Genomic DNA, 25,446 nt, shown 5'->3' with positions numbered 1-25,446 from the left:
GGCCGTCGGCGTCGTCCGGGCCGCATGGTCCGGTCGAGGGGGTGTCCCCCGATTCGATCTGTTCCGTCCACGACAGACCAACGCGAGCGGTGCCTCGCAGTCAGCGGGCCCCCGTAGGATGGAGGGCATGGCCAAGACCAGTACGACGACCCAGGGGCTGCGAGCGGCGATCGAGCGCAGCGGCTACTACCCGGCCCTCGTGGCCGAGGCGGTGGAGGCCGCGATCGGCGGCGAGACCATCCGGTCGTACCTGGTCCACCAGGAGACGACGTTCGACGCGAACGAGGTACGGCGGCACGTCACCGTGCTCGTCCTCACCGGCAACCGCTTCATCGTGAGCCACACGGACGAGCAGAACGCGGACACCACGTCCCCGACGCCGTACGCCACGACCTCGACGGAATCGGTCAAGCTCGGCCGCATCTCCTCGGTCGTCGTCAGCCGCGTCGTCGCGAACCCGGAGTCCTACACCCCCGGTACGCTGCCCCGCGAAGTGGTCCTGACCATCGGCTGGGGCGCCGTCTCCCGCATCGACCTGGAGCCTGCCGCCTGCGGTGACCCCAACTGTGAAGCGGATCACGGCTACACCGGCAGCTCGACGGCGGACGACCTGAGCCTGCGGGTCAGTGAGGCGGGGGACGGTCCGGAGACCGTCCGCCAGGCCCTCGCCTTCGCGCAGTCCCTCTCCGAGGCGACCGCGGACGTCGCTCGCTGATGGCCCTGCCCACCTGGGACCACCCGGAACCGCTCGCCCTCGACTCCGCGCCCGTCCCCGAGTACGGCGCCGGTTCACTGGCCGATCTGCTGCCCACGCTCGCCGCCGGCATGTCCGTTCCCGGTGCGACCGCCGTGATACCCGAGCTGACGGAATCCGACCGGAACTGCGTGTTCCTGATCGACGGTCTCGGCTGGGAGCAGCTCAAGGCTCACCCGGACGAGGCACCCTTCATGACGTCGCTCCTCGCGTCCTCGCGCGGTGGCACGGGGCGTCCGATCACCGCGGGCTACCCGGCCACCACCGCGACCTCCCTCGCCTCCGTGGGCACCGGCCTGCCTCCGGGCGCGCACGGCCTGCCCGGCTACACCGCGCGCAACCCCGCCACCGGCGAGCTGATGAACCAGCTCCGCTGGAACCCGTGGACCGAGCCGCGGGCCTGGCAGCCCTATCCCACGATCTTCCAGCTGGCGGAGGCGGCGGGGGTGCACACCGCCCAGGTCTCCTCGCCGACCTTCCAGAACACCCCGCTGACGAAGATCGCGCTGAGCGGCGGGACGTTCCACGGCCGGCTGTCAGGCGAGGAGCGCATGGACCTCGCCGCCGAGCAACTGGGCGCCGGGGACCGCTCCTTGGTCTACACGTACTACGCCGAGGTGGACGGCAAGGGTCATCGCTTCGGCGTCGACTCGGACCCCTGGCGCGGCCAGCTGATGTATGTCGACCGCCTGGTCCAGCGCCTCGCGGAGCAGCTGCCGCCGCGCTCGGCGCTGTACGTCACCGCCGACCACGGCATGATCGACATCCCGTTCGACGAGCAGCACCGCATCGACTTCGACGAGGACTGGGAACTGCGCGCCGGAGTCGCCCTGCTGGGCGGTGAGGGGCGTGCCCGCCATGTGTACGCGGTCCCGGGCGCCGAGGTGGACGTGCTGACGTGCTGGCGCGAGGTCCTCGGCGAGCAGTTCTGGGTCGCCTCCCGTGACGAGGCGATCGACGCGGGCTGGTTCGGCCCCCGGATCGACGAGCGGGTGTACTCCCGGCTGGGTGACGTGATCGCGGCCGCCCGGGACGATGTCCTGATCACCGCCTCCGAGCGGGAGCCGAAGGAGTCGCTCATGGTCGGCAACCACGGCTCGATGACCCCGGCCGAGCAGTTGGTGCCCCTCCTCCAAGTACGCTCCTGACGCCCGTCTCCCTTCCTCCGTTGCCGAAAGGTGCTCAACTCCCCATGCCCGAGCTGGTGTTCTTCTCCGGAACGATGGACTGCGGGAAGTCCACGCTGGCTCTCCAGATCGAGCACAACCGCTCGGCGCGGGGGCTGCAGGGCATGATCTTCACGCGCGACGACCGCGCGGGCGAGGGCAAGCTCTCCTCGCGCCTCGGCCTGGTCACCGACGCGGTCGAGGTGGCGGACGACCAGGACCTTTACGCCTATCTCGTCGACCACCTCTCGCAGGGCGGCCGGGCGGACTACGTGATCGCGGACGAGGCGCAGTTCCTGGGTCCCGCGCAGATCGACCAACTGGCCCGAGTGGTGGACGACCTGGGTGTCGACGTGTTCGCCTTCGGGATCACCACCGACTTCCGCTCCAAGCTCTTCCCCGGCTCCCAGCGCCTCGTCGAACTGGCCGACCGGGTCGAGGTCCTCCAGGTCGAGGCCCTGTGCTGGTGCGGCGCCCGCGCCACGCACAACGCCCGCACCGTGGGCGGCGAGATGGTCGTCGAGGGCGCCCAGGTCGTCGTCGGCGACGTCAACCAGCCCGAGAACATCGGCTACGAGGTGCTCTGCCGTCGGCATCACCGCCGCCGTATGACAGCGGCCACGGCCCACGCGGGTGCCCTGTCACCCGACGTCCTGCCGATCGCCTCGGTCTGAAGCCGTTCCCGGAGTCCTGTGCCCCGAGGTCCGGCGCCTCGGCCCGATGCCCGCCCCCACGCCCGGCGCCGGCCCGGCTTCGGACCGTCGGGCCGGACGGCTCACCGCGTCATGTGACGGCATGGATCAGGGAGAACACCGCGCCCTCCGGATCCGCCACCGTCGCCACGCGGCCGTACGGGGAGTCGTGGGCGGCCCGCAGGAGGTGCCCGCCGAGTTCCGTGACACGCCGTACGGTTTCGTCCAGTTCGGCGGCCTCGAAGTACGTCAGCCAGTGCGGGCCCCGGTCGCGCGGCAGGGCGTTCCCCACGCCGTGGATGCCGGCCACCGGCCGGCCGTCGATGTGCAGTGTCACGTAGTCGAAGTCGGCCGAGACGGTCGGCTCCAGTTCGTAGCCGAAGACCCCCCGGTAGAACTTGACGACGCTCTCGGTGTCCCGCGTCACGAGCTCGTTCCACGCCGGGGTGCCCGGCACGCCGGTGATCCCCGTGCCCAGGTGGGCCGCCACCTGCCAGATGCCGAAGACGGCGCCCGACGGGTCGGAGGCGATCGCCAGGCGGCCGGCCTCGGCGGCGTCGATCGGTCCCACGCCCACGGTGCCGCCGCTGTGCCGCACCGTCTCGGCGGTCTGGTCCACGTCGGCCGAGGCGAAGTAGGGCGTCCAGGCGATCGGCAGGTGCCGGTCGGGCGGCAACTGGCCGATCCCGGCCACCTCGTGGCCGTCGAGAAGGGCCCGCGCGTACGGGCCGAGCTGCGGGGGGCCCGGCTGGAACTCCCAGCCGAACAACGCTCCGTAGAAGTCCTGGGTCGCGGCCGTCTCATGCGCCATCAGGCTCACCCAGCAGGGTGTGCCGGGCGCGTGCCGAGCGTGCGTGGTGCCGTTCGGGCCGGCCGATTCCCGTGCCTCGGTCATCGTCACTCTCTTCTCGGCCCCTCGCGGTGGCCGGTCACCTTCCGCCTGCGGACACGCGTACTCAGTCGCGTGCGTGCACGCCCGTGCCGATGTTCGCACCACCGGCCGTGCCGTGCGTCCGGGCCGCGCCGCCGTTGAACGGGGCACGGACGGAGGACGCCCGATCTGCCGTTTCTCATCCGTTTCGGACCGATTGCCGCGTGGTGTCCATCGGTTGTACAGCATGTGCCCGATCCCATACGCCTGGTGATCGGACCTGTCCGGCGGAGCAGAGTAGCCGGACATGGACGAAGCGGCCACCCCGTGCGCAAGGATGGTGGCCATGAACGCCATCATCACGGCACCCGAACTCGCGAGTGACCTGGCGGGGCCGAACCCGCCGGTCCTCCTCGACGTCCGCTGGCGGTTGGGCGGCCCCAACCTGCGCTCCGAGTACGAGAACGCGCACATTCCCGGTGCCGTCTTCGTCGATCTGGATTCCGAACTCGCTGGTCCGGCCGGTGCGGCGGGCCGGCATCCGCTTCCCGGCCCCGAGGTCTTCGGCGCGGCGATGCGGGCCGCGGGAGTGTCCGAGAACCGCGACGTCGTTGTGTACGACGGCGGGCAGGGCTGGGCCGCCGCGCGCGCCTGGTGGCTGCTGGGCTATTCGGGTCATCCGTCGGTACGCGTGCTTGACGGAGGGTTCGCCGCCTGGAGCGGCCCCGTGTCCTCCGAGGCCCCCTCGCCGACGCCCGGAACATTCGTACCGGCACCCGGCGCCCGGCCGTCGCTCGACGCGGACGGGGCCGCCGCGCTCGCCCGCACCGGACTGCTGCTGGATGCCCGCGCGGGGGAGCGGTACCGGGGCGACGTCGAGCCGATCGATCCGGTCGGCGGCCACATCCCGGGCGCCGTCTCCGCACCGACGGCCGAGAACGTCACGGAGGACGGACGGTTCCTGCCGTCCGCCGAACTCGCCGACCGCTTCAAGTCCTTCGGCGTGACCCCCGCGTCAGAGGTCGGCGTCTACTGCGGCTCCGGGGTCTCGGGCGCCCATGAGGTGCTGGCCCTCGCCGTGGCCGGCATTCCCGCGGCGCTGTACGTGGGTTCCTGGTCGGAGTGGTCCCAGGACCGGAGCCGTCCCGTCGCGGTGGGCCCCGACCCGCAGTGACGTCGCGGTGGGCTCCGGCCCGCAGCCGTATCCGTGGTGCCGCCCCTGCGAGCGCCCGCCGTGCCGCTCACCGGCGCCTGTGGGTGCCCTCGACGGGGGCACCGTGGTGCGACGTGCGACCGCCCGGGTGGAGGCGCGACCGTGCGACCGCCCGGATGACGGCACGGTGCGCCGGGTGGTCCGTCGTGCCGGGCGCGGATGCCGGTTCGCCGCTCGGTGCACGAGGCTCGGTTGCACGAGGAGGGGGCCCGCACCGATCCGGTGCGGGCCCCCTCCTCGTAGACCTGACTAGTCCTGCTTCTTCCGGCGTGTGCCGAAGACGATCTCGTCCCAGCTCGGGACCGCCGCTCGGCGGCCGGGACGGACGCCGTCGGCCTCGGCCTGGCGGTCGGTCGCGCCGACGAGCCGGTCGCGATGGCTGCCGACCGAGCGGGGCATGAGTACGTCCGCGTAGGCGGAACCGGCACCCGCCGAGGCGGCGGGAGCCGGGGGCTCCTCCTCCTCGGGCTCGGCGGCGGGCTCCTCGGCGGCGGGCCGTTCGGCCGGTGCGGGCCGTTCGGGCACCACCATGTCGCCCCGGAAGCTGGGCACCGCCTCCAGAAGGCTGGTCAGCGAGTCCCGGTCCTCGGCCTCCTCGGCCGGATCCTGGGAGGGCGGGGGCAGGCTCGGCCGCTCCATCTGCCGGTCCAGGGCGCGGTCCAGCGGACGGTCGCGGGGCAGCCTGGCGATCCGCGGCACGAACGGGAAGCTCGGCTCGGGCGCCGCGAGGTCGTCGGACTCGCCGATCAGCGAGCGCGCCTCGTCGTCGACGGCCTGCACGAGCCGCCGGGGCGGGTCGTAGGTCCAGCTCGCGGCGTGCGGTTCGCCCGCGACCCGGTAGACCAGCATGACTTCCCAGGTGCCGTCGTCGCGGCGCCAGGAGTCCCACTGCACGGTGTCCTTCTCGGCACCCCGGATCAGCAGTCGTTCCTGGACGGCCTCGCCGAGCTGGGGGCCGGCGTTCTCTCCGGGGCGGCGGACGGGTGTCTTCCTGGCGCGCTCGGCCATGAAGGCGCGCTCGGCCAGCACGGGTCCTTCGAAGCGGCGTACGCGATCGACGGGGATTCCGGCGAGCTGGGCGACTTCCTCCGCGGAAGCGCCGGCGCGTATACGCGCCTGGATGTCTCGGGGGCGGAGATGGCTCTCCACCTCGATCTCGATCTGGCCGAGGCGGGGACGGTCGCCGCGTACGGCGGCGCGCAGACGCTCGTCAATCGGAAGCGTGTACTCCGTACTGTCCGCAGCCTTCAGCACCAGCCGTGTGCCGTCGTTAGAGACGGCCACGACACGCAGTTCGGGCATGGGGACCTCCCGGGTGGTGCCTGCCGACGTCACGTGCGTCGCTGCTTCCGCTAGTCGAGTGTGGCCTGCCCGGGTGCAGCCTGCCACAACCTTGCCGAGTTGCCCGGCGTGTCGGGCGCGGGCCCGGGGTCGCCGTTATGGCACGGTTACCTGTTCGCAACGCTAAGTGACGAACTCCATCACCCTGTGCAACGAGCCCCCTCCCGGCGGTCCTGCAAGGCCCCGGACACCCTGGCGGGAGTCCGGACCCAGGGCTCGCAACAGTACTCCATTCGGGCCACTTGCGTGGATCGGCACGCCGCCCAACTTCGGGCGGGGGGTGCCAGTTGGCCGATCCCGGCGCCCTTTCGGCGATCGTGGAAAGTGGCGCACTTCACGTAATCGGCAGAAATGGAACTAATCGTTTCGCCCGTACGTCCCTTTCTCGTGCTGTAGGTCGATCAAGTGCGGGAAAGGCAGGCAAGGTCCGGGAATGCGTAAGAAGCCGGAAGTCGGCGGCGAGCAGCCGGGTGCCGACGTGGAACCGAGGAAGAGGCGGCTGGACCTGAGCGTCCCCCAAGTGGCGGGGAGCGCGGTCGCCGCGGTGGTGGCGGCGAAACTCGCCTCCTACTTCGGTGTCTACGGGACGATCCTGGGCGCCGGACTGGTCAGCGCCGTCGCCACCTGCGGAGGAACGGTCTTCCAGCACTTCTTCAAGCGCACCGGAGAGCAGATCCGTGAAGTGAAGGTGCAGACGAAACCGAAGCCCCGGCGGCTGTCCGGTCCCTCCGGTGAGTTCACCGAGGGGACCGTCTACCGCGCGCGGGTCAGGAGCTGGAAGAGGCCGCTGGTCGCGACCGCTCTCGTCTTCGGCGTCACGATGGCCGGAATCACCTCGTACGAGATGGTCTCGGGGCAGAGCTTCAGCGGCGACGGCACGAGCACGACGGTCGGCGACGCCTTCAAGGGGCACGGCGCCGGCTCGGGGAGCGCGGAGCGCGGCACGGCTCCGACGACCGGGTCTTCGCCGTCCTCGGCCCCGGATTCCCGAAAGGCGCCGGCGCCGTCCGCCGACAGCGGCGGCTCAGGTGAGGTGGGCGGCGGCGGTGGTACGACCGCCGTGCCGACGCCGGGAGACGGCACGCCCTCGGCACCGCAGGCCGGGGACGGCACCCCGGCTCCCGTACCCAGTGCGACCGCTACGACCCCAGAACCCTCCGCAAGTAGTCATTCGCAAAGCGCCGGTCCGGATCCAGCCGGTCCCGCAGCGCGGTGAACTCGCCGAAGCGCGGGTAGACCTTGGAGAAGTACTCCGCGTCACGCGTGTGCACCTTGCCCCAGTGCGGCCGCCCCTCGTGCGCGGTGAAGATCCGCTCGGCCGCCGTGAAGTACGCCTGATAGGGGGTACCCCTGAACATGTGGACGGCGACGTACGCGCTCTCCCGTCCGGAGGCCGTGGAGAGGGTGATGTCGTCGGCGGGCGCGGTCCGCACCTCCACGGGGAAGCTGACCCGCAGCGTCGAGCTGTCGACCATCGACTTCAGCTCGCGCAGCGTCTCGACGAGGGCCTCGCGCGGTACGGCGTACTCCATCTCCACGAACCGCACGCGGCGCGGAGAGGTGAACACCTTGTACGGAATGTCGGTGTAGGTCCGCGCGGACAGCGCGCGGCTGGAGAGCCGGGCGATCGACGGAATGGCGGCGGGCACGGCCCGGCCGAGCAGATTGGCCACCTGGAAGGCGCCGTTGGAGAGGAACTCGTCCTCGATCCACCCGCGGACCGGCCCCACCGGCTTCTCGGGGCCCGCGCTGCGGTTGTTCCGCTTGGTGTTGCAGTTGCCGGTGTGCGGGAACCAGTAGAACTCGAAGTGCTCGTTCTCGGTGAAGAGTTCCTCGAAGTCGGCGGTGACCTTGTCGAAGGTCATCGGCTCCTCGCGGGCCGAGAGCAGGAAGACGGGCTCCACGGAGAAGGTGATCGCGGTGACGATTCCCAGGGCGCCGATCCCGACGCGGGCCGACGCGAAGATCTCGGGGTTCTCGTTCTCGGAACAGGACAGCACCGAGCCGTCCGCCGTCACCAGTTCAAGCCCTGTGATCTGAGCGGCGATCGAGGCCGAGTCCCGGCCGGTGCCGTGCGTCCCGGTGCTGGTCGCCCCCGAGACCGTCTGCTCCATGATGTCGCCCATGTTCGTGAGCGACAGACCTTCGCGCGCGAGGGCCATGTTGAGCCTCTTGAGCGGGGTGCCCGCCTCGACCGTGACCGTCATGGCCGCACGGTCGATCTTGCGGATCCCGGTCAACAGCTGAGGGCGGATCAATACGCCGTCGGTCGCCGCGGCGGCCGTGAAGGAGTGCCCGGTGCCGACGGCCTTCACCGTCAGGCCGTCCTCGGCCGCCTTCCGCACGGCGGCGGAGAGTTCGTCCACCGAGGCAGGGGTGACCTCCCGTACGGGACGGGCGGTGACGTTCCCCGCCCAGTTACGCCACGTGCCGCTCTTCCCGCTCACTGTGGTGCTCATGAGACCCTCCCCGCTGCGGAACCGGCCTGCTGAGCCGGCGATACCCGAGGAAACCGACCGCGACCGCGACGGCCCCGGACACCGCCGGAACCCCGTACCCGGCCTTCGCGCCGGCGGAGTCGATCACCCAGCCGGCCACGGAGGAACCGAGCGCGACTCCGACGGCGAGTCCTGTGCTCACCCAGGTCATGCCTTCGGTCAGTTTCGCGCGAGGTACGTGCTGTTCGATGAGGGACATCGTCGTGATCATCGTGGGAGCGATGGACAGACCCGAAACGAACAGCGCCACGGCCAGGAACGGCAAGTTTCCGACCAGTAGGAGGGGGATCATACTCACGGCCATCGCGCATATGCCCAGCAGCCACCTTCCTTCGGCCGCCCCCTTGAAGTGCAGCAGCCCGAAGACGGCCCCCGCGAGGCAGGAGCCCGCCGCGTAGAGGGCCAGGACGACGCTCGCGGCGCCCTTGTGGCCCTGCTCCTCGGCGAAGGCCACGGTGACCACGTCGACGGCTCCGAAGATCGTCCCGGTCGCCACGAAGGTGGCCACCAGGACCTGGAGTCCGGCCGAGCGCAGCGCCGAGCCCGCACTGTGCTGTCCGCGCGGATGCGGCCGGGGCTCGGTGGCGCGCTGGGAGGTCAGCCAGAAGACCCCGGCAGCCAGGAAGCAGGCGGCGAGCAGCGGGCCGGCCTCCGGGAACCACACCGTGGACAGGCCGATGGAGATGATCGGCCCGAAGATGAAGCAGATCTCGTCCACCACGGACTCCAGGGAGTACGCGGTGTGCAGTTGCGGGGTGCCTCCGTAGAGGGCCGCCCAGCGGGCCCGGATCATCGCGCCGATGCTCGGGACGCAGCCGATGCCGGCCGCGCACACGAACAGCACCCAGTCCGGCCACCCGAAGTGCGCGGCGAGCAGCAGCCCCGCGGCCGCCGTGAGCGCGAAGAGCGTCACCGGGCGCAGGATCCGCCGCTGACCGTGCCGGTCCACCATCCTTGAGACCTGCGGGCCCATCGCCGCGGCCGCCAGGGCGATGGTCGCCGAGAGGGCACCGGCGAGGCCGTAGCGCCCGGTCAGCTGGGAGATCATCGTGACGATGCCGATGCCCATCATGGACAGCGGCATCCTGCCGAGCAGGCCCGCAGTGGAGAAGCCCTTCGAGCCGGGGGCGGCGAACAGGGCGCGGTAGGGGCTGGGCACGAGGGTCTCCGTCGGCTCGGCTCGGCCCCTCCCCGACACAGCGGGCGGCCCGAACTTCGGTAAGGCGTGAAGCTGGCCGATACAGCTTACGTGTTAGGTGCACCTAACGCACCCCTTCCGCACCCCGCTCCGGACGGACCGCGCACGCCTCGTCACCCCGCAGGTTCTCGCCCGTCGGCGGCGGATGGCAGGATCGGACACATGCCAGAAGCGCTCGATGCCGCCCCCTACGACGCCCTGCTCCTGCTTTCCTTCGGCGGTCCGGAGGGACCGGACGAAGTGGTCCCGTTCCTGGAGAACGTGACGCGGGGCAGGGGTATCCCCAAGGAACGGCTCAAGGAGGTCGGGCAGCACTACTTCCTGTTCGACGGGATCAGCCCCATCAACGACCAGAACCGCACCCTCCTCGACGCGCTGCGCAAGGACTTCGCCGGGCACGGTCTGGACCTGCCGGTCTACTGGGGCAACCGCAACTGGGCGCCGTATCTGACCGACACGCTGCGCGAGATGGCCGCCGACGGGCGGCGCCGGATCCTGGTGCTGGCCACCAGCGCGTACGCCTCGTACTCCGGCTGCCGGCAGTACCGCGAGGATCTGGCGGGGGCGCTGGCCGTTCTGGAGGGGGAGGGGCTGGAGCCGCCGAGGATCGACAAGCTGCGGCACTACTTCAACCATCCCGGGTTCGTGGAGCCGATGACCGAGGGCGTCCTCAAGTCCCTGGCCGAACTGCCCGAGGAGGTCCGGGCGGGCGCGCACCTCGCGTTCACCACGCACTCGATCCCCACCGCCGCGGCGGACACCTCCGGCCCGGTCGAGGCACACGGCGACGGTGGCGCGTACGTCCGGCAGCATCTGGACGTGGCCCGGCTGATCGTGGCGGCGGTGCGCGAGGAGACCGGCATCGACCACCCGTGGCGGCTCGTCTACCAGTCGCGTTCCGGAGCCCCGCACATTCCGTGGCTGGAGCCGGACATCTGCGACCACCTGGAGGAGCTGCACGGGGCCGGGGCGGAGTCGGCGGTGATGGTGCCGATCGGGTTCGTCTCGGATCACATGGAAGTCCTGTACGACCTGGACACCGAGGCGCGGGCGAAGGCGCAGGAGCTGGGGCTTCCGGTGCGCCGTTCGGCCACGGTGGGCTCCGACCCCCGGTTCGCCGCGGCGGTCCGTGACCTGGTGCTGGAGCGCGCCGCGGCCGAGAGCGGCCGACGGGTGACACGGTGTGCCCTGGGCGCGCTGGGAGCGAGTCATGACCTGTGCCCGGTGGGCTGCTGTCCGGCCCGCACGCCCAAGCCCGCCGCCGCGGGCACCGACAGCCCCTACGCATGAGGAGCCCCGTGACCGAGCCTCTGCACACCGAACTCCTCCAGCTCGCGCACGAGGCCGCCCGCCGCGCGGGCGCGCTGCTGCGCGATGGCCGCCCGGCCGACCTCGCGGTGGCCGCCACCAAGTCCAGCCCGATCGACGTCGTCACCGAGATGGACATCGCCGCCGAGAAGCTGATCACCACGCTGATCGCCGAGCACCGCCCACGTGACGGCTTCCTCGGCGAGGAGGGCGCCGCCGTCGAGGGCACCAGCGGCATCCGCTGGATCGTCGACCCGCTCGACGGCACGGTCAACTACCTCTACGGGCTGCCGACCTGGGCGGTGTCCATCGCGGCCGAACAGGACGGCGAGACCGTCGTCGGCGTCGTGGCGGCACCGATGCGCGGCGAGACGTACCACGCGGTGCGCGGCCGGGGCGCCCGGGCCTCCGGCGCCTGGGTCGGCGAACGCCGGCTGGCCTGCCGCCCGTCGCCGCCGCTCGACCAGGCCCTCGTCTCGACCGGCTTCAACTACGTCACCGCGGTCAAGACGCATCAGGCCGACGTGGCCCAGCGACTGATCCCGCTGGTGCGCGACATCCGGCGCTCCGGCTCGGCGGCGGTCGACCTGTGCGACGTCGCGGCCGGCCGCCTCGACGGCTACTACGAGCGGGGTCTGCACCCCTGGGACCTCGCGGCGGGGGACCTGATCGCCCGGGAAGCGGGCGCGGTGACCGGTGGACGCTCCGGAGAGCGCCCCGCGGGCGAGCTCACGGTCGCCGCCTCCCCGGGCGTCTTCGGGCCCCTCCAGCGCCTCCTGGAGGACTTCGGTGCCTGGCACGACTGACGGCACGACTGACGGCACGGCCGACGGCGGACCACCGGCCACCGACGGCGGATGAGCGAGACGGCGTAGGACCGAGACGCCGTAGGACAGATACGGCGGGAGCGAGCACGGAGCGGGGCCCCGGTACTGGATCGATACCGGGGCCCCGCTCTGGTGCGTACTGGTCAGACGCGCGCGGCGCCGACCTCCACACCGTGCTCTTGGGCAAGGCGGTGCAGGTCGTCCAGCTCGGCCTGTTCCACCTCCGCGAGGAAGTCGTCGCCTGTCTCGCGAGCCCGCGTCAGGTCGGACTCGGTCGCCCTTATGCGCTGCAGAAGTCCTGCGGTGAATGCGTCCATGCTGCGCCCCCTCGTCCTGGGTCGTGGGTCGGGTGGCACGGGGGTGTGCCGATGGGAAGGGGCGATCACGTCTCTGAAGGGGTGCCCAGCGCTGCCCGGTCTGGGCGGCGACGGTGCCGGACACCCACGCCCGCTCTGCGGAAGCGGTTGGACGTACCACAATGTGGCTTGCCACATGCAGAGCGTGATCGCGGGGTGTAAAACCGTCCTCCCCCCGCTCTCTTCCGTGGAAACCTCAACCCGACGAGAAAATCTGGCATTCCCGGTCCCCGGGACGGGCTTCCCTGGCGCCTTCTCCCCGTCTTACAGCCGGTTTATGGCCGAAACGGGCAGGATGGAGCTCTCATCCGTGACGGACCTGCCCGCGTGGTGCCCTGAGACGTGCCCCGCCGGTGGACAGAGGAAGGACAAGCGACGTGCGTGTACTCGTCGTCGAGGACGAGCAGCTGCTCGCCGATGCGGTGGCCACCGGACTGCGCCGGGAGGCCATGGCCGTCGACGTCGTGTACGACGGCGCGGCCGCGCTGGAGCGCATCGGGGTCAACGACTACGACGTGGTCGTTCTCGACCGCGACCTCCCGCTCGTGCACGGCGACGACGTCTGCCGCAAGATCGTCGAGCTCGGCATGCCCACGCGCGTGCTGATGCTGACCGCGTCGGGCGACGTCAGTGACCGTGTCGAGGGCCTGGAGATCGGCGCCGACGACTACCTCCCCAAGCCGTTCGCGTTCAGCGAGCTGACCGCACGCGTGCGTGCCCTCGGACGTCGTACGAGCGTGCCGCTGCCGCCGGTCCTGGAGCGTGCCGGGATCAAGCTCGACCCCAACCGCCGCGAGGTCTTCCGCGACGGCAAGGAGGTCCAGCTCGCTCCCAAGGAGTTCGCCGTCCTGGAAGTGCTGCTGCGCAGCGAGGGCGCCGTCGTCTCCGCGGAGCAGCTCCTGGAGAAGGCCTGGGACGAGAACACGGACCCGTTCACCAACGTCGTGCGCGTGACCGTCATGACGCTGCGCCGCAAGCTCGGCGAGCCCGCCGTGATCGTCACCGTGCCCGGCTCCGGGTACAGGATCTGATCCACCGTGGCCACCACCCCCGCGCCGCCCGCGGCGCCTCCGAAGCCCACCTGGGACCCCAGAAGGGCGGAGCCTCCGTTCCCCTGGCTGCGCCCCACGATCCGCATACGGCTCACGCTGCTGTACGGCGGCATGTTCCTGATCGCCGGCATCCTGCTGCTGTCGATCATCTACCTGCTCGCGGCGCAGGCGCTGAACGTCGGCAGCGAACTCCCCTTCAAGATCATTTCAGGGCAGGTCGGCAGCAACACCTGCAACCTCCCCTCGGGGGACGAGCTCAACCACGCGATGTACGAGTGCGTGAACCGGCAGCGCCAGCACGCACTGGACGACCTGCTCAGCCGCTCCCTGCTGGCCCTGCTCGGCCTCGCGATCATCGCCTTCGCGTTCGGCTACGCGATGGCGGGCCGCGTCCTTTCACCGCTCGGCCACATCACCCGCACCGCGCGAGCGGTGGCCGGCTCCGACCTGTCCCGGCGGATCGAGCTGGACGGCCCGGACGACGAGCTGAAGGAGCTCGCGGACACCTTCGACGACATGCTGGAGCGACTGCAGCGGGCCTTCACCGCGCAGCAGCGGTTCGTCGGGAACGCCTCGCACGAACTGCGCACCCCGCTCGCGATCAACCGCACGCTCCTCGAGGTGCATCTCTCCGATCCGGGGGTGTCGACGGAGCTGCAGCAGCTGGGCAAGACGCTGCTCGCCACGAACGAGCGCAGCGAGCAGCTCGTCGAGGGCCTGCTGCTGCTCGCCCGCAGCGACAACCAGATCGTCGAGCGGAAGCCGGTGGACCTCGCCGAGGTCGCCTCGCAGGCCGTCGACCAGGTCCACGCCGAGGCCGAGGCCAAGGGCGTGAAGATCCGCGGGAACCGGTCCCCGGTGGTCGTCCAGGGCAACGGTGTCCTCCTGGAGCGGATCGCCCTGAACCTCGTCCAGAACGCCGTCAGGTACAACGTGCCGAAGGACGGCTGGGTCGAGGTCACGACCGGCACACAGCACGGCCGGGCGGTCCTGGAGGTGTCGAACACGGGACCGGTCGTTCCCGCGTACGAGGTCGACAACCTCTTCGAGCCCTTCCGGCGGCTGCGCACGGAGCGCACGGGCAGCGACAAGGGTGTGGGCCTCGGCCTGTCGATCGCCCGGTCGGTGGCCCGCGCTCACGGAGGCCACATCGTCGGTCACCCCCGCGAAGGGGGTGGGCTCGTGATGCGCGTCACCCTTCCGATCTGAGACCATGTCGCGGACACGCGACGATGTTCGCTTTGCGCTGAATTTTCTGGTCACCCATCCGGGTGACCCGTGTGTGATCGATCACAAGGGCGATTTCCTGCCCATCTACTCTCCGTGATCATGCAAGCTGTCGGAAAGCCGGGAAAATCCGGGTTTTCGGGGGTCTTGATCACGGGAAGTACACGGTGGGACGCCTTTGAAGTGCGGCCTCAGGACCGTGTACGGTCCGCATCGCCATCCAAGCCGATCACCTTCGAGGGGTCCGGTTGGGTGTCGATTGAGTAACAGACCTTGATGTGAGGCAAAATCTCCGCCTCGGGTCGGGCACAAGTCCGGCCTCTCACGCGTTACCAGCGCTGGAGACACCGAAGACACCCAGAGGGGGAGAGCGACAATGGCAACGGATTACGACACCCCGCGCAAGACCGACGACGACGTCGATTCGGACAGCCTTGAAGAACTGAAGGCTCGCCGGAACGACAAGTCGACTTCGTCCGTCGACGTAGATGAGTTCGAGGCCGCAGAAGGCCTGGAGCTGCCCGGTGCGGACCTCTCGAACGAAGAGCTGGCCGTCCGGGTGCTGCCCAAGCAGCAGGACGAGTTCACCTGCATGAGCTGTTTCCTGGTGCACCACCGCAGCCAGCTGGCCCGCGAGAAGAACGGTCAGCCGATCTGCCGCGACTGCGACTGAGGCAGGGTCGGCCGTGACTGGCTCGACCCCACCTTGGAAGCGCCGCCTCCCCTCCGGGGCGGCGGACGAAGGGTCCTTCACGGGCCCTGAAGGCGTGCGTGACGACGAGCGGGGCTCTTCCGAACAGGGATCAGCCTCGCTCGACCGAGCGGGCGCCACAGACGGCCTGACGGCCCCCACGGACACTCCCGCGCCCGCCGCAAGGCGTCGCGCGGCGGCTGTCCGCGACGGGGTCCGGAGGGGCGTCACGAAGAGCGGTGTCCGGGCCAGGGCGGGCCTGGCGTATGTCACCGACCGCATCATCGACATCGCCCCGCGGGTTCCCGTGAGGGACCTCGTCACCCTCCGCAGACAGTTCCCGGGCCTCGGCCCCGAGGAGCTCGCGGACAAGCTCGTCACGGGCGCCGCCGCCGCGACGTCCACCGTCGGCGCCGGAATCGGCGCCGCCGCGATGCTGCCGGTGCCGCCCGCGATGCCCACGGAGCTGGCCGCCGAGATCACCGCCGTCGCCGCGATCGAGCTGAAGCTGATCGCCGAACTCCATGAGGTCTACGGCCTGCGTCCACCGGGCAACCTCAAACAGCGGAGCACCGCGTATCTGAGCTCCTGGTCGGGCGAGCGCGGAATCGACGTGGCCAAGCCCCTCACGATCGACGCCGCGCTGGGCGGCCGGATGAAGCGCGAGCTGCGCCAGCAGATCATGAAGCGAACGGTTCGGGACCTGCCCAACCTGATGCCTTTCATGGTCGGCGCGGCCGTGGGCGCGGTGATGAACCGCCGCGACACCAAACGCGTGGCGGGCCACATCCGCAAGGACCTGCGCAAGATGCAGGTGCCGTGGGAGGCGCTGCCGGAGCTGCCACCGCTGGAGAAGCCGACGGATCCGGTCCGGATCGGAGAGATCCCGGAGATCTCACCGGACCTGGGGCACTGAGGCCTGTTCACGGAGGCCGTTCGCGTGGCCGGCGCCCGCGAGGTCCGTCCGCGCTCGGCCGAGGCTTCCCTCGCCGGTGGCCCGGCTCGGCCACTGCGCGCCCGCCGGGCGGGGTGAAGGGGCCGAGCGGTCCCCGCGGGCGGGGTGCGTGGCACCCGGTCCCCGCGGGCGGGGTGCGTGGCACCCGGTCCCCGCGGGCGGGGTGCGTGGCACGCTCGCGTCTGTGGCACGGCAGGAGGCTGGGCGATCCAGCGGAGGAACGCCACCGGTGACTTCGGTGGGTCCCGCGGGTGCGGCGCTCGGGTGCGTTGCCTTGCTTGCCTTGCCTTGCAATGCCGTGCGAGGGCGTGTCGAACCCACGTCCGCGGCGTGATCCGAACACTGTCCCGTAGCCCGTAGCCCGTAGCCCGTAGCCCGTAGCCCGTAGCCCGTAGCCCGTAGCCCGTAGCCCGTAGCCCGTAGCCCGTAGCCCGTAGCCCGTAGCTATGTGTTTCGAGTTCTAGTTCTTCGCCTGTCGGGCGGCTGCACGTGCCGTCTCCAGGGCGGCCACCAGGCGCTCCGGCTCCCGCGTCGACAGATACAGGTAGGGCGTCGGATCCGCCGGGTCGGTCACCTGGACGCGCAGCGCCGTGGGGATGTACGAGCGAAGGAGCATGAAGGCACGGGTGTCGGCCTTGTAGGTGCGCCAGGCTCGCGCCTCCTCCTGGTCCAGGATCTCCGTGTCACCGAGGGCCGACACCGGGATCCTGGCGTCGCCGGCGATCAGCGAGTCACCGACCACACGGATGCGGATCGAGCCGTACGCACTGGCCGCGACCCCCGCGAACGCGGTGCCGCCGACCAGCGCTCCGAGCATCGGCAGCGTGCCGAACGGGAGGAAGACCAGGGCCAGCGCGATCCCGACCAGGAAGCTGATCAGCCACCACGACCGGGGTGCGGTGAGGCGTTCTTCGTACGGGGAGGCGGAGAGCTGCATGAGGCCAAGCTTGGCACGGTGCGAAGACTTGGTGGACGCGCGGGTAAGGTCTGCGGCTGTGAGTGGTACTTCCGCAGCTCTGACGCCTCCCGCCGACGCCGTCGCGCCGGTGCGGCACCCCGACGCGCCCGCCCCCGGAGAGCTCCTCGGAGCACACTACGGACAGTGTTTCGGGTGTGGCGGGGAGCAGCCCCACGGACTCCATCTGGAGGCCCGCGCGGGCGACGGGGTCCGGGTCACGGCGGAGTTCACCGTGCGGCCGGTGCACCAGGGAGCCCCCGGTCTGGCGCACGGCGGCGTTCTCGCCACCGCGCTCGACGAGACGCTCGGATCGCTGAACTGGCTGTTGCGGACGATCGCCGTGACGGGACGCCTGGAGACCGACTTCCGCCGCCCCGTACCCGTCGACACCGTGCTCTATCTGGAGGCCGAGGTCACCGCGGTGGCCGGCCGGAAGATCTACTGCACCGCCACCGGGCGGATCGGCGGACCCGACGGGCCCGTCGCGGTCACCGCAGACGCCCTCTTCGTCGAGGTGAAGGTCGACCACTTCATCGACAACGGCCGGCCGGACGAGATCCGGGCCGCCATGAACGACCCGGATCAGATCCGGCGAGCGCGTGCCTTCGAGGTGAACCCGTGACCCGTAGTCCTGGGGCCCGTGAGCCCCGTCAAGAAGTCGCTGTGCTGATCCGGCGAGTGGATCCGGACGTCCCGCTTCCCGAGTACGCGCACCCCGGTGACGCCGGAGCCGATCTGCGCACCACCGAGAGCCGCGAGCTGGAGCCCGGTGAACGGGCCGTGCTGCCGACGGGCGTGTCCATCGCGCTGCCCGAGGGGTACGCGGCCTTCGTGCACCCGCGTTCCGGCCTGGCCGCCCGCTGCGGCGTCGCCCTCGTGAATGCCCCGGGGACGGTGGATGCCGGGTACCGTGGGGAGATCAAGGTGATCGTGGTGAATCTCGATCCGCGCGAGTCCGTGCGGTTCGAGCGCTTCGACCGGATTGCTCAACTGGTCGTCCAGCAAGTCGAGAAGGTTCGCTTCCAGGAGGTGGCGGAACTTCCCGACTCGGCGCGGGCCGCAGGGGGCTTCGGGTCCACCGGCGGTCATGCCGCCGTGGACAGCACAACGGGTGGGAATCGATACGCGTCGGTCGTATCCGACCGGGAAGGACAGTGACGTGTTCGGACGTCGCAAGAAGGGCAGTGCCGCCGAGGACGCGGCGGGCGAGGCCGAGCAGGTCGTCGACGGCGTCGACACTGAGGCGGACGAGGACGGGGAGCGCGAGCGTGTGAGGCTCGAACCCGAGCCGCGTCCCGACGGGCCCTGGGACAGTGAAGAGGTCCGTGATCCGGCCGAGGGCCGGGTGGACCTGGGCGGTCTTTTCGTGCCCGGGGTCGACGGCATGGAGCTGCGGGTCGAGGTCGCGGGCGACGCGATCGTCGCGGCGACCGTCGTCGTCAACGACAGCGCCGTGCAGCTCCAGGCCTTCGCCGCTCCCAAGCGCGAGGGCATCTGGGGCGAGGTGCGCGAGGAGATCGCCTCCGGGATCACCCAGCAGGGCGGTGTCATCGACGAGGTCGAGGGCCCGCTGGGCTGGGAGCTGCGGGCGCAGGTACCGGTCCAGCTGCCGGACGGCACGGGCGGTTTCCAGGTCGTGCGGTTCGTCGGCGTGGACGGCCCCCGCTGGTTCCTGCGCGGAGTGATCTCCGGGCAGGGCGCGGTGCAGCCGCAGGCCGCGGGACTGCTGGAGCAGATCTTCCGGGACACGGTCGTCGTCCGCGGTGAGGGCCCGATGGCCCCGCGCGACCCGATCGTCCTGAAGCTGCCCAACGATGCGCAGATGGTCCCCGAGGGTGTTCAGCAGGAGGACCAGAGCGGCTCCCGCTTCTCCGGAGGCATGGGACAGCTGCAGCGTGGACCGGAGATCACCGAAGTCCACTAGTGGACGGACAACCGGAGATCGCCGAAGCGCGGTGGACGGATCAGCGGACAACAGGCGGGCCGCATCCCCAGGGGGGTGCGGCCCTTTCCTGTGTGCGGGTTCCTTCGGGCGCACACACGCCAAGTTCTTGTATGTGAACGACAGTTGAGCAGCGGGTCTTTCTTCAGACCTTGACGGAAGCCTGGTCCGTACCTATGGTCACCGGCCAGTGCAGCTGTTCAGTATCCCATGTGTAATTCACATACAAGAACGGATGGCTCTGTATGTCCGCCACCCCCACTCGGCATCGCCGCAGACGGCGCCCCGCTCTCCTCGTCACCGTCGCCGCCGCGACCACCGCACTCGTGGCCACCCTCCTGTCCTGGCCCGGCGCGCACCGGGCCGAAGCGGCGCCCGCCACCTTCGTCCACCCCGGAGTCACCGTCTCCAGGGGACAGCTGGACTTCGCCCGCACCGAGGTCCTGGCCGGCGCCCAGCCCTGGAAGGGCGCCTACGACCAGATGATGGCGAGCAAGTACGCCTCGCTGACGCGCACCCCCACACCCCGGGCGACCGTGGAGTGCGGCTCGTACTCCAACCCGAACTACGGCTGCACCGACGAGCGCGAGGACGCGATAGCCGCGTACACCGACGCCCTCGCCTGGTACGTCACCCGCGACGACCGCTACGCCAAGAAGGCCATCGAGCTCATGGACGCCTGGTCCGCGGTGATCAAGGCGCACACCAACAGCAACGCGCCCCTGCAGACCGGCTGGGCAGGCTCCTCCTGGCCCAAGGCTGCCGAGATCATCAAGTACACCTACACCGGCTCCTGGGCGAACTCCGGCCGCTTCGCGACCATGCTGCGCGACGTCTACCTGCCGGAGATCATCAACGGCTCCAACTCCAACGGCAACTGGGAACTGTCGATGACGGAGGCCGCCGTCGGCATCTCCGTCTTCCTGGAGGACAGGACGTCGTACGACAAGGCCATGGCGAGGTTCCGGACGCGCACCGCGGCGTACGTCTACCTCTCGACCGACGGCGCCGTGCCCAAGACCGTGCCGAGCCAGAACCTCGACACCACCGCGAAGATCGTCAGCTACTGGCAGGGGCAGTCCACCTTCGTCACCGGGCTCACCCAGGAGACCTGCCGCGACCTCACCCACACCGGGTACGGCATCTCGGCCATCTCGCACATCGCCGAGACCAGCCGTGTCCAGGGGCAGGACCTGTACGGCACCGACGTCGGCGAGCGGCTGCGGCAGGCGCTCGGCTTCCAGTCGAAGTACCAGCTGGGCACGGCGGTGCCGGGCTGGCTGTGCGGCGGATCGCTGAACCTCGGACTCGGCCCGGTGACCGAGGTCGGCTACAACGCGCTGCACAACCGCCTGGGCATCGCGATGACCAACACCCAGACGCTCACCCAGCAGAACCGTCCGGCAGGCAGCAACAACCTCTTCGTGGCGTGGGAGACGCTGACGCACGGCGACAATCCCGCGTGAACCGAAGCGGGGGTCCCGTCCGATGAACCATCGAGGGACCGGGCGTCCGGTCGCGATACCGGCGCCCGGTCCACCCATGACGCGGCCGCGAGATCGTGCGGGCATCAGGGTTGCGTCAAAGACGTTCCCCGGCCGGACGATCGTCCCTTTCGCCGGGAATCCTGGCCGTAAGGTCGACGCTGCGTACACAGCGGTGACAGGAAGACAATAGAGCTCATGGGACGCGGCAAGCTTCGGATCTACCTCGGTGCGGCACCGGGCGTCGGCAAGACCTACGCGATGCTCTCCGAGGCGCATCGCCGCGTCGAACGCGGGACGGACTGCGTGGTGGCGTTCGTCGAGCACCATCACCGGCCCCGCACCGAAGTGATGCTGCACGGTCTGGAGCAGGTACCGCGCAAGGAGCTGGAATACCGCGGCGGCGTCTTCACGGAGATGGACGTCGACGCCGTGCTCCGGCGCGCCCCGGCCGTCGCCCTGGTGGACGAACTGGCGCACACCAATGTGCCCGGCTCCCGCAACGACAAGCGCTGGCAGGACGTGGAGGAACTGCTCGCCGCGGGCATCGACGTCGTCTCCACCGTCAACATCCAGCACCTGGAGTCACTCGGCGATGTCGTCGAGTCGATAACGGGCGTACGGCAGCGCGAGACCGTGCCGGACGAGGTGGTGCGGCGGGCGGACCAGATCGAGCTGGTCGACATGTCGCCGCCCGCGCTGCGCCGCCGGATGGCGCACGGCAACATCTACAAGCCCGACAAGGTCGACGCCGCCCTTTCCAACTACTTCCGTCCGGGCAATCTCACGGCCCTGCGCGAGCTCGCGCTGCTGTGGGTCGCCGACCGGGTCGACGAGTACCTGACCGAGTACCGCAGCGAGCACCGGGTCTCCAAGATCTGGGGTTCCCGCGAGCGGATCGTCGTCGGGCTCACCGGCGGTCCCGAGGGGCGGACACTGATCCGGCGCGCCGCGCGGCTCGCCGAGAAGGGCGCGGGCGGCGAGGTCATGGCCGTCTACATCGCCCGCAGCGACGGGCTCACCTCCGCCTCGCCGAAAGAGCTGGCCGTCCAGCGCACCCTCGTGGAGGACCTCGGCGGCACCTTCCACCATGTGGTCGGTGACGACATACCCGCCTCCCTGCTGGACTTCGCGCGCGGCGTCAACGCGACCCAGATCGTGCTCGGCTCCTCCCGCCGCAAGACCTGGCAGTACGTCTTCGGGCCGGGCGTCGGCGCCACCGTCGCCAGGGAGTCCGGCCCCGACCTGGACGTCCACATCGTGACCCACGAAGAGGTCGCCAAGGGGCGCGGTCTGCCGGTGGCGCGCGGGGCACGGCTCGGGCGCTCCCGGATCATCTGGGGGTGGGCGGTCGGGATCGGCGGCCCCGTGGTCATGGCGCTCCTGCTGAACACCATCGACCTCGGCCTCGCCAACGACATGCTGCTGTTCCTGGCGGTGACGGTCGCGGCCGCCCTGCTCGGCGGCCTGCTCCCGGCCCTCGCCTCGGCGGCCTTCGGCTCCCTGCTGCTGAACTACTTCTACACACCGCCCCTGCACCGGCTGACCATCGCCGACCCGAAGAACATCGTCGCCATCGTGATCTTCGTGGGCGTCGCCGTCTCCGTGGCGTCGGTGGTGGATCTCGCGGCCCGCCGCACCCACCAGGCGGCGCGGCTTCGGGCCGAATCGGAGATCCTCTCCTTCCTGGCGGGCAGTGTGCTGCGCGGCGAGACCAGCCTGGAGGCCTTGCTGGAGCGGGTCCGGGAGACGTTCGGGATGGAGTCGGTAGCGCTCCTGGAGCGGGCGGGAGACGTCGACCCGTGGACGTGTGCGGGCAGCGTCGGGCCGACGCCCTCGACCCGCCCCGAGGACGCCGATGTCGACATGCCCGTCGGGGACCACATGGCGCTGGCCCTGTCCGGACGGGTGCTGCCCGCCTCCGACCGCCGGGTGCTGGCCGCCTTCGCCGCGCAGGCCGCGGTGGTCCTGGACCGCCAGCGCCTCCAGCACGAGGCGGACCAGGCCAACGAACTGGCCGAGGGCAACCGCATCCGCACCGCCCTGCTGGCCGCCGTGAGCCACGACCTGCGCACCCCGCTCGCCGGGATCAAGGCGGCGGTGTCGTCCCTGCGCTCCGACGACGTGGCCTGGTCCGACGAGGACCGGGCCGAGCTCCTCGAAGGTATCGAGGACGGCGCCGACCGCCTCGACCACCTGGTGGGCAACCTGCTGGACATGTCCCGGCTCCAGACCGGGACCGTCACCCCGCTGATCCGCGAGATCGACCTCGACGAGGTCGTCCCGATGGCGCTCGGCGGCGTCCCCGAGGACAGCGTGGACCTGGAGATCCCGGAGAGCCTGCCGATGGTCGCCGTCGACGCCGGGCTCCTGGAGCGCGCCGTCGCCAACCTCGTCGAGAACGCCGTCAAGTACAGCCACGTCGACGAACGGGTCCTGGTCGCCGCGAGCGCCATCGCCGACCGCGTGGAGGTACGCGTCGTGGACCGCGGCCCCGGCGTCCCGGACGAGGCCAAGGACCGCATATTCGCGCCCTTCCAGCGCTACGGAGACGCCCCGCGCGGCACCGGCGTGGGCCTCGGCCTCGCGGTCGCCCGCGGCTTCGCCGAGGCGATGGGCGGCACTCTCACCGCCGAGGACACCCCCGGCGGCGGACTCACCATGGTGCTCACGGTACGGGCGGTGGACCGCCGGCCCGACCTGGCCGCCCGATCAGCAGTGGCAGAAAGGCAGGCCTCATGACCCGGGTCCTCGTGGTCGACGACGAGCCGCAGATCACCCGAGCGCTTGTGATCAACCTGAAGGCACGTAAGTACGAGGTCGACGCGGCCCCCGACGGAGCCACCGCGCTCCAGCTCGCCGCCGCCCGTCACCCCGACGTCGTCGTGCTCGACCTCGGCCTCCCGGACATGGACGGCGTCGAGGTGATCAAGGGGCTGCGCGGCTGGACCCGGGTGCCGATCCTGGTGCTGTCCGCCCGGCACTCCTCCGACGAGAAGGTCGAGGCCCTCGACGCGGGCGCCGACGACTACGTCACCAAGCCCTTCGGCATGGACGAGCTGCTCGCCCGGCTGCGCGCCGCCGTCCGCCGCGCGGAGCCCACCGGGGGCGAGGGGGACGACGTGATCGTGGAGACCGCGGGGTTCACCGTCGACCTGGCGGCGAAGAAGGTGCACCGCGACGGGCGCGACGTCCGCCTCACCCCCACGGAGTGGCACCTGCTGGAGGTCCTGGTCCGCAACACGGGCCGCCTGGTCGGCCAGAAGCAGCTGCTCCAGGAGGTCTGGGGGCCGTCGTACGGGACGGAGACGAACTACCTGCGGGTCTACATGGCCCAGCTCCGCCGCAAGCTCGAGGCGGACCCCTCGCACCCGAAGCACTTCATCACCGAGCCGGGGATGGGGTACCGGTTCGAGCGGTGACGCGTGACACCCGTGCGTGTGACGGTGTGCGCCGGTTCGAGGGGTGGGTGACCCTCGGACCGGGCCGGGTTCGTGCCCGGTCCGGGTGACGGTGCCGCGGGTACGTAGCTGTCAGCGCCCCCCGGTACGCTTTCGGTATGAGTGCTGTCCCTCGTTCCGAAAAGCCGGCGGGCCGCTTCCGGCGCATGATGGACCGGCTCTCCTCGTCCCAGGAGGACCTGGAGTCCGAGGAGCTGCGGGAGGACGCCGCGACCGCGGGATGCACCCGTATCGGTGACTGCCACGACCGGCAGATAGTCACCGTTACTGGTACCTTGCGCACGGTCACTCTGCGGCCGCGGGCCGGTGTCCCGGCCCTGGAGGCCGAGCTGTTCGACGGCTCGGCCGCCCTGGACGTGGTCTGGCTCGGCCGCCGCTCCATCGTCGGCATCGAGCCCGGACGCAAGCTGATCGCCTCGGGCCGTATCTCGATGAGCCGGGGCCGTAGGGTGTTGTTCAATCCGAAGTACGAACTCAGACCCCTCGGACGGGAGTAGCCGGTGACGTCGCTCGACAAGCCGACCGAAGACGCCCAGGACGCCCAGCGGGATGCGCGGGCGGTGACCGAGGCCGCACTCTTCGAGGCGTTCGGCGGCGTGCGGGGCATGGTCGAAACGGTGGTGCCGGGCCTGCTCTTCGTCACCATCTTCACGATCAACAAGGATCTCCACTGGTCGGCGATCGCCGCCCTCGCGGTGTCCCTGCTGCTCGTCGCGGTCCGCCTGGTGCGGCGCGACACCGTGAAGCACGCCTTCAGCGGTGTCTTCGGCGTCGCCTTCGGTGTGGTCTTCGCGATGATGACGGGCAACGCGAAGGACTTCTACCTGCCGGGCATGCTCTACACGCTCGGGCTCGCCGTCGCCTACATCGTCACGACCCTCGTGGGCGTGCCGCTGATCGGCCTGATGCTCGGCCCGGTCTTCAAGGAGAACCTCTCCTGGCGCACCCGCAACCCCGGCCGGAAGAAGGCGTACACGAAGGCCAGTTGGGCCTGGGGCCTGATCCTGCTCGCCAAGTGCGCGGTGCTCTTCCCGCTCTACTGGTGGGGCGACACCACCCAGTTCGGCTGGGTCCTGATCGCCCTGAAGATCCCGCCGTTCCTGCTCGCCGTCTGGCTCACCTGGGTCTTCCTGGCCAAGGCGCCGCCGCCCATCGACGTGTTCGCGGAGATGGAGGCCGAGGAGCAGGCCGAGAAGGAGCGCAAGGCCGCCCTCGCGACGGAGCGCGGCGAGACTGCGGCCCCGGCCCGGCACCGCCGCGAGGCGTAAGCCCCGGAACGCCTGAGGACGCATGAGGGCGCCAGAGGACGACTGGTCCACGACGGACACGACCGGTCCATGACGAACCCACGACCGGTCCACGGCGAAGGGGGCGCCCGGAGAATCTCCGGGCGCCCCCTTCGCCGTACCGTCTCTCGCCCTACCGCCGACAAGGCCGACAGGGAAGAACGGC

At 70.6% G+C, this 25,446-nt stretch carries 25 protein-coding genes; 19 read left to right on the top strand and 6 right to left on the bottom strand.

Annotated features, from left to right (window positions below):
• Positions 1-127: 127 nt before the first annotated feature.
• From ACFYW8_RS08940 to ACFYW8_RS08930, 3 genes are read left to right on the top strand one after another with little or no spacing between them, the layout of a single operon-like run.
• Entirely contained in the window at positions 128-715 is a 588-nt protein-coding gene (locus ACFYW8_RS08940; RefSeq protein ID WP_261707673.1) for a DUF5998 family protein, read from the top strand.
• A complete protein-coding gene (locus ACFYW8_RS08935) occupies positions 715-1,902 on the top strand; it encodes a nucleotide pyrophosphatase/phosphodiesterase family protein (RefSeq protein ID WP_365869030.1) in 1,188 nt (395 codons plus the stop codon). Before ACFYW8_RS08940 ends, ACFYW8_RS08935 begins: the two co-directional genes overlap by 1 nt.
• Positions 1,903-1,946: 44 nt before the next feature.
• The gene (locus ACFYW8_RS08930; RefSeq protein WP_365869029.1) at positions 1,947-2,594 is read left to right on the top strand and encodes a thymidine kinase; all 648 of its coding nucleotides are present in this window, start codon (positions 1,947-1,949) and stop codon (positions 2,592-2,594) included.
• 109 nt (positions 2,595-2,703) lie between these two features.
• Here the strand turns inward: ACFYW8_RS08930 and ACFYW8_RS08925 are convergent, their stop codons facing one another.
• Positions 2,704-3,507: a VOC family protein gene (locus ACFYW8_RS08925; protein WP_365869028.1), complete on the bottom strand. Its 804-nt coding sequence runs from the start codon at positions 3,505-3,507 to the stop codon at positions 2,704-2,706.
• 322 nt (positions 3,508-3,829) lie between these two features.
• Between ACFYW8_RS08925 and ACFYW8_RS08920 the strand changes: the two genes are divergently transcribed.
• The gene (locus tag ACFYW8_RS08920; protein WP_389069384.1) at positions 3,830-4,657 is read left to right on the top strand and encodes a sulfurtransferase; all 828 of its coding nucleotides are present in this window, start codon (positions 3,830-3,832) and stop codon (positions 4,655-4,657) included.
• Between the two features lie 288 nt (positions 4,658-4,945).
• On the opposite strand, the gene sepH is transcribed toward ACFYW8_RS08920, so the two are convergent.
• Positions 4,946-5,998: a septation protein SepH gene (gene sepH / locus ACFYW8_RS08915; RefSeq protein WP_365869026.1), complete on the bottom strand. Its 1,053-nt coding sequence runs from the start codon at positions 5,996-5,998 to the stop codon at positions 4,946-4,948.
• 472 nt (positions 5,999-6,470) lie between these two features.
• Here sepH and ACFYW8_RS08910 point away from each other — a divergent pair, with 472 nt between their 5' ends.
• Positions 6,471-7,253 (top strand): hypothetical protein, encoded by a 783-nt coding sequence (locus tag ACFYW8_RS08910; protein WP_389069380.1) that lies wholly within the window; start codon positions 6,471-6,473, stop codon positions 7,251-7,253.
• On the opposite strand, the gene ACFYW8_RS08905 is transcribed toward ACFYW8_RS08910, so the two are convergent.
• Together ACFYW8_RS08905 and ACFYW8_RS08900 are read right to left on the bottom strand one after the other, a co-directional pair.
• The gene (locus ACFYW8_RS08905) at positions 7,177-8,496 is read right to left on the bottom strand and encodes a D-arabinono-1,4-lactone oxidase (protein WP_365869024.1); all 1,320 of its coding nucleotides are present in this window, start codon (positions 8,494-8,496) and stop codon (positions 7,177-7,179) included. The two genes, ACFYW8_RS08910 and ACFYW8_RS08905, sit on opposite strands and share 77 nt — an antisense overlap.
• Complete coding sequence (locus tag ACFYW8_RS08900) at positions 8,456-9,694, bottom strand: MFS transporter (RefSeq protein ID WP_365869023.1); 1,239 nt, start codon at positions 9,692-9,694, stop codon at positions 8,456-8,458. The genes ACFYW8_RS08905 and ACFYW8_RS08900 overlap by 41 nt, the downstream gene beginning before the upstream one ends.
• A 201-nt stretch (positions 9,695-9,895) precedes the next feature.
• On the opposite strand from ACFYW8_RS08900, the gene ACFYW8_RS08895 reads away from it, so the two are divergent.
• Positions 9,896-11,023, top strand: coding sequence for a ferrochelatase (locus ACFYW8_RS08895; protein WP_365869022.1), 1,128 nt, complete (start codon positions 9,896-9,898; stop codon positions 11,021-11,023).
• A gap of 8 nt (positions 11,024-11,031) precedes the next feature.
• On the top strand, positions 11,032-11,847 hold the full coding sequence (locus ACFYW8_RS08890; RefSeq protein WP_389069374.1) for an inositol monophosphatase family protein: 816 nt from the start codon (positions 11,032-11,034) through the stop codon (positions 11,845-11,847).
• 164 nt (positions 11,848-12,011) lie between these two features.
• On the opposite strand, the gene ACFYW8_RS08885 is transcribed toward ACFYW8_RS08890, so the two are convergent.
• Positions 12,012-12,185 carry a hypothetical protein gene (locus ACFYW8_RS08885; RefSeq protein ID WP_365869020.1) on the bottom strand — a complete coding sequence of 58 codons (174 nt, stop codon included), beginning with the start codon at positions 12,183-12,185 and terminating at the stop codon, positions 12,012-12,014.
• 416 nt (positions 12,186-12,601) lie between these two features.
• Between ACFYW8_RS08885 and ACFYW8_RS08880 the strand changes: the two genes are divergently transcribed.
• The 4 genes from ACFYW8_RS08880 (at position 12,602) to ACFYW8_RS08865 (ending at position 16,110) form a co-directional block, all read left to right on the top strand.
• Complete coding sequence (locus ACFYW8_RS08880; protein ID WP_103549594.1) at positions 12,602-13,255, top strand: response regulator transcription factor; 654 nt, start codon at positions 12,602-12,604, stop codon at positions 13,253-13,255.
• 6 nt (positions 13,256-13,261) lie between these two features.
• Complete coding sequence (locus ACFYW8_RS08875; protein WP_389069368.1) at positions 13,262-14,485, top strand: sensor histidine kinase; 1,224 nt, start codon at positions 13,262-13,264, stop codon at positions 14,483-14,485.
• A 394-nt stretch (positions 14,486-14,879) separates the two neighbouring features.
• A complete protein-coding gene (locus ACFYW8_RS08870; protein WP_003997302.1) occupies positions 14,880-15,176 on the top strand; it encodes a DUF4193 domain-containing protein in 297 nt (98 codons plus the stop codon).
• Positions 15,177-15,189: 13 nt separating this feature from the next.
• Positions 15,190-16,110, top strand: coding sequence for a hypothetical protein (locus ACFYW8_RS08865; RefSeq protein WP_389069365.1), 921 nt, complete (start codon positions 15,190-15,192; stop codon positions 16,108-16,110).
• Between the two features lie 499 nt (positions 16,111-16,609).
• Here ACFYW8_RS08865 and ACFYW8_RS08860 read toward each other — a convergent pair whose 3' ends face one another.
• Positions 16,610-17,086 carry a DUF3093 domain-containing protein gene (locus ACFYW8_RS08860; RefSeq protein ID WP_389069362.1) on the bottom strand — a complete coding sequence of 159 codons (477 nt, stop codon included), beginning with the start codon at positions 17,084-17,086 and terminating at the stop codon, positions 16,610-16,612.
• Between the two features lie 58 nt (positions 17,087-17,144).
• Here ACFYW8_RS08860 and ACFYW8_RS08855 point away from each other — a divergent pair, with 58 nt between their 5' ends.
• The 8 genes from ACFYW8_RS08855 to ACFYW8_RS08820 all read left to right on the top strand — a co-directional run bounded on the left by ACFYW8_RS08855 (position 17,145) and on the right by ACFYW8_RS08820 (position 25,262).
• Positions 17,145-17,729 (top strand): PaaI family thioesterase, encoded by a 585-nt coding sequence (locus ACFYW8_RS08855; protein WP_365869016.1) that lies wholly within the window; start codon positions 17,145-17,147, stop codon positions 17,727-17,729.
• Between the two features lie 41 nt (positions 17,730-17,770).
• On the top strand, positions 17,771-18,265 hold the full coding sequence (gene dut / locus ACFYW8_RS08850) for a dUTP diphosphatase (RefSeq protein ID WP_365869015.1): 495 nt from the start codon (positions 17,771-17,773) through the stop codon (positions 18,263-18,265).
• Position 18,266: 1 nt separating this feature from the next.
• Entirely contained in the window at positions 18,267-19,031 is a 765-nt protein-coding gene (locus ACFYW8_RS08845) for a DUF3710 domain-containing protein (RefSeq protein ID WP_261707690.1), read from the top strand.
• 263 nt (positions 19,032-19,294) lie between these two features.
• The gene (locus ACFYW8_RS08840; protein WP_389069356.1) at positions 19,295-20,515 is read left to right on the top strand and encodes an alginate lyase family protein; all 1,221 of its coding nucleotides are present in this window, start codon (positions 19,295-19,297) and stop codon (positions 20,513-20,515) included.
• A gap of 216 nt (positions 20,516-20,731) precedes the next feature.
• Positions 20,732-23,275 (top strand): ATP-binding protein, encoded by a 2,544-nt coding sequence (locus ACFYW8_RS08835; RefSeq protein WP_389069354.1) that lies wholly within the window; start codon positions 20,732-20,734, stop codon positions 23,273-23,275.
• On the top strand, positions 23,272-23,955 hold the full coding sequence (locus ACFYW8_RS08830) for a response regulator (protein ID WP_365869012.1): 684 nt from the start codon (positions 23,272-23,274) through the stop codon (positions 23,953-23,955). The genes ACFYW8_RS08835 and ACFYW8_RS08830 overlap by 4 nt, the downstream gene beginning before the upstream one ends.
• A gap of 137 nt (positions 23,956-24,092) precedes the next feature.
• Entirely contained in the window at positions 24,093-24,491 is a 399-nt protein-coding gene (locus ACFYW8_RS08825) for an OB-fold nucleic acid binding domain-containing protein (protein ID WP_261707694.1), read from the top strand.
• A 3-nt stretch (positions 24,492-24,494) separates the two neighbouring features.
• The gene (locus ACFYW8_RS08820) at positions 24,495-25,262 is read left to right on the top strand and encodes a DUF3159 domain-containing protein (RefSeq protein WP_389069351.1); all 768 of its coding nucleotides are present in this window, start codon (positions 24,495-24,497) and stop codon (positions 25,260-25,262) included.
• Positions 25,263-25,446: the final 184 nt, after the last annotated feature.

Source organism: Streptomyces sp. NPDC002742 (assembly GCF_042888885.1).
GTDB lineage: Bacteria > Actinomycetota > Actinomycetes > Streptomycetales > Streptomycetaceae > Streptomyces.
This window is presented reverse-complemented; position numbering and strand designations above follow the sequence as displayed.

Coding starts and splice junctions, on each gene's coding strand:
- ACFYW8_RS08940 (WP_261707673.1), top strand. CDS start 128: ATGGCCAAGACCAGTACGACGACCCAGGGGCTGCGAGCGGCGATCGAG.
- ACFYW8_RS08935 (WP_365869030.1), top strand. CDS start 715: ATGGCCCTGCCCACCTGGGACCACCCGGAACCGCTCGCCCTCGACTCC.
- ACFYW8_RS08930 (WP_365869029.1), top strand. CDS start 1,947: ATGCCCGAGCTGGTGTTCTTCTCCGGAACGATGGACTGCGGGAAGTCC.
- ACFYW8_RS08925 (WP_365869028.1), bottom strand. CDS start 3,507: ATGACCGAGGCACGGGAATCGGCCGGCCCGAACGGCACCACGCACGCT.
- ACFYW8_RS08920 (WP_389069384.1), top strand. CDS start 3,830: ATGAACGCCATCATCACGGCACCCGAACTCGCGAGTGACCTGGCGGGG.
- sepH (WP_365869026.1), bottom strand. CDS start 5,998: ATGCCCGAACTGCGTGTCGTGGCCGTCTCTAACGACGGCACACGGCTG.
- ACFYW8_RS08910 (WP_389069380.1), top strand. CDS start 6,471: ATGCGTAAGAAGCCGGAAGTCGGCGGCGAGCAGCCGGGTGCCGACGTG.
- ACFYW8_RS08905 (WP_365869024.1), bottom strand. CDS start 8,496: ATGAGCACCACAGTGAGCGGGAAGAGCGGCACGTGGCGTAACTGGGCG.
- ACFYW8_RS08895 (WP_365869022.1), top strand. CDS start 9,896: ATGCCAGAAGCGCTCGATGCCGCCCCCTACGACGCCCTGCTCCTGCTT.
- ACFYW8_RS08885 (WP_365869020.1), bottom strand. CDS start 12,185: ATGGACGCATTCACCGCAGGACTTCTGCAGCGCATAAGGGCGACCGAG.
- ACFYW8_RS08870 (WP_003997302.1), top strand. CDS start 14,880: ATGGCAACGGATTACGACACCCCGCGCAAGACCGACGACGACGTCGAT.
- ACFYW8_RS08860 (WP_389069362.1), bottom strand. CDS start 17,086: ATGCAGCTCTCCGCCTCCCCGTACGAAGAACGCCTCACCGCACCCCGG.
- ACFYW8_RS08840 (WP_389069356.1), top strand. CDS start 19,295: ATGTCCGCCACCCCCACTCGGCATCGCCGCAGACGGCGCCCCGCTCTC.
- ACFYW8_RS08835 (WP_389069354.1), top strand. CDS start 20,732: ATGGGACGCGGCAAGCTTCGGATCTACCTCGGTGCGGCACCGGGCGTC.
- ACFYW8_RS08830 (WP_365869012.1), top strand. CDS start 23,272: ATGACCCGGGTCCTCGTGGTCGACGACGAGCCGCAGATCACCCGAGCG.
- ACFYW8_RS08825 (WP_261707694.1), top strand. CDS start 24,093: ATGAGTGCTGTCCCTCGTTCCGAAAAGCCGGCGGGCCGCTTCCGGCGC.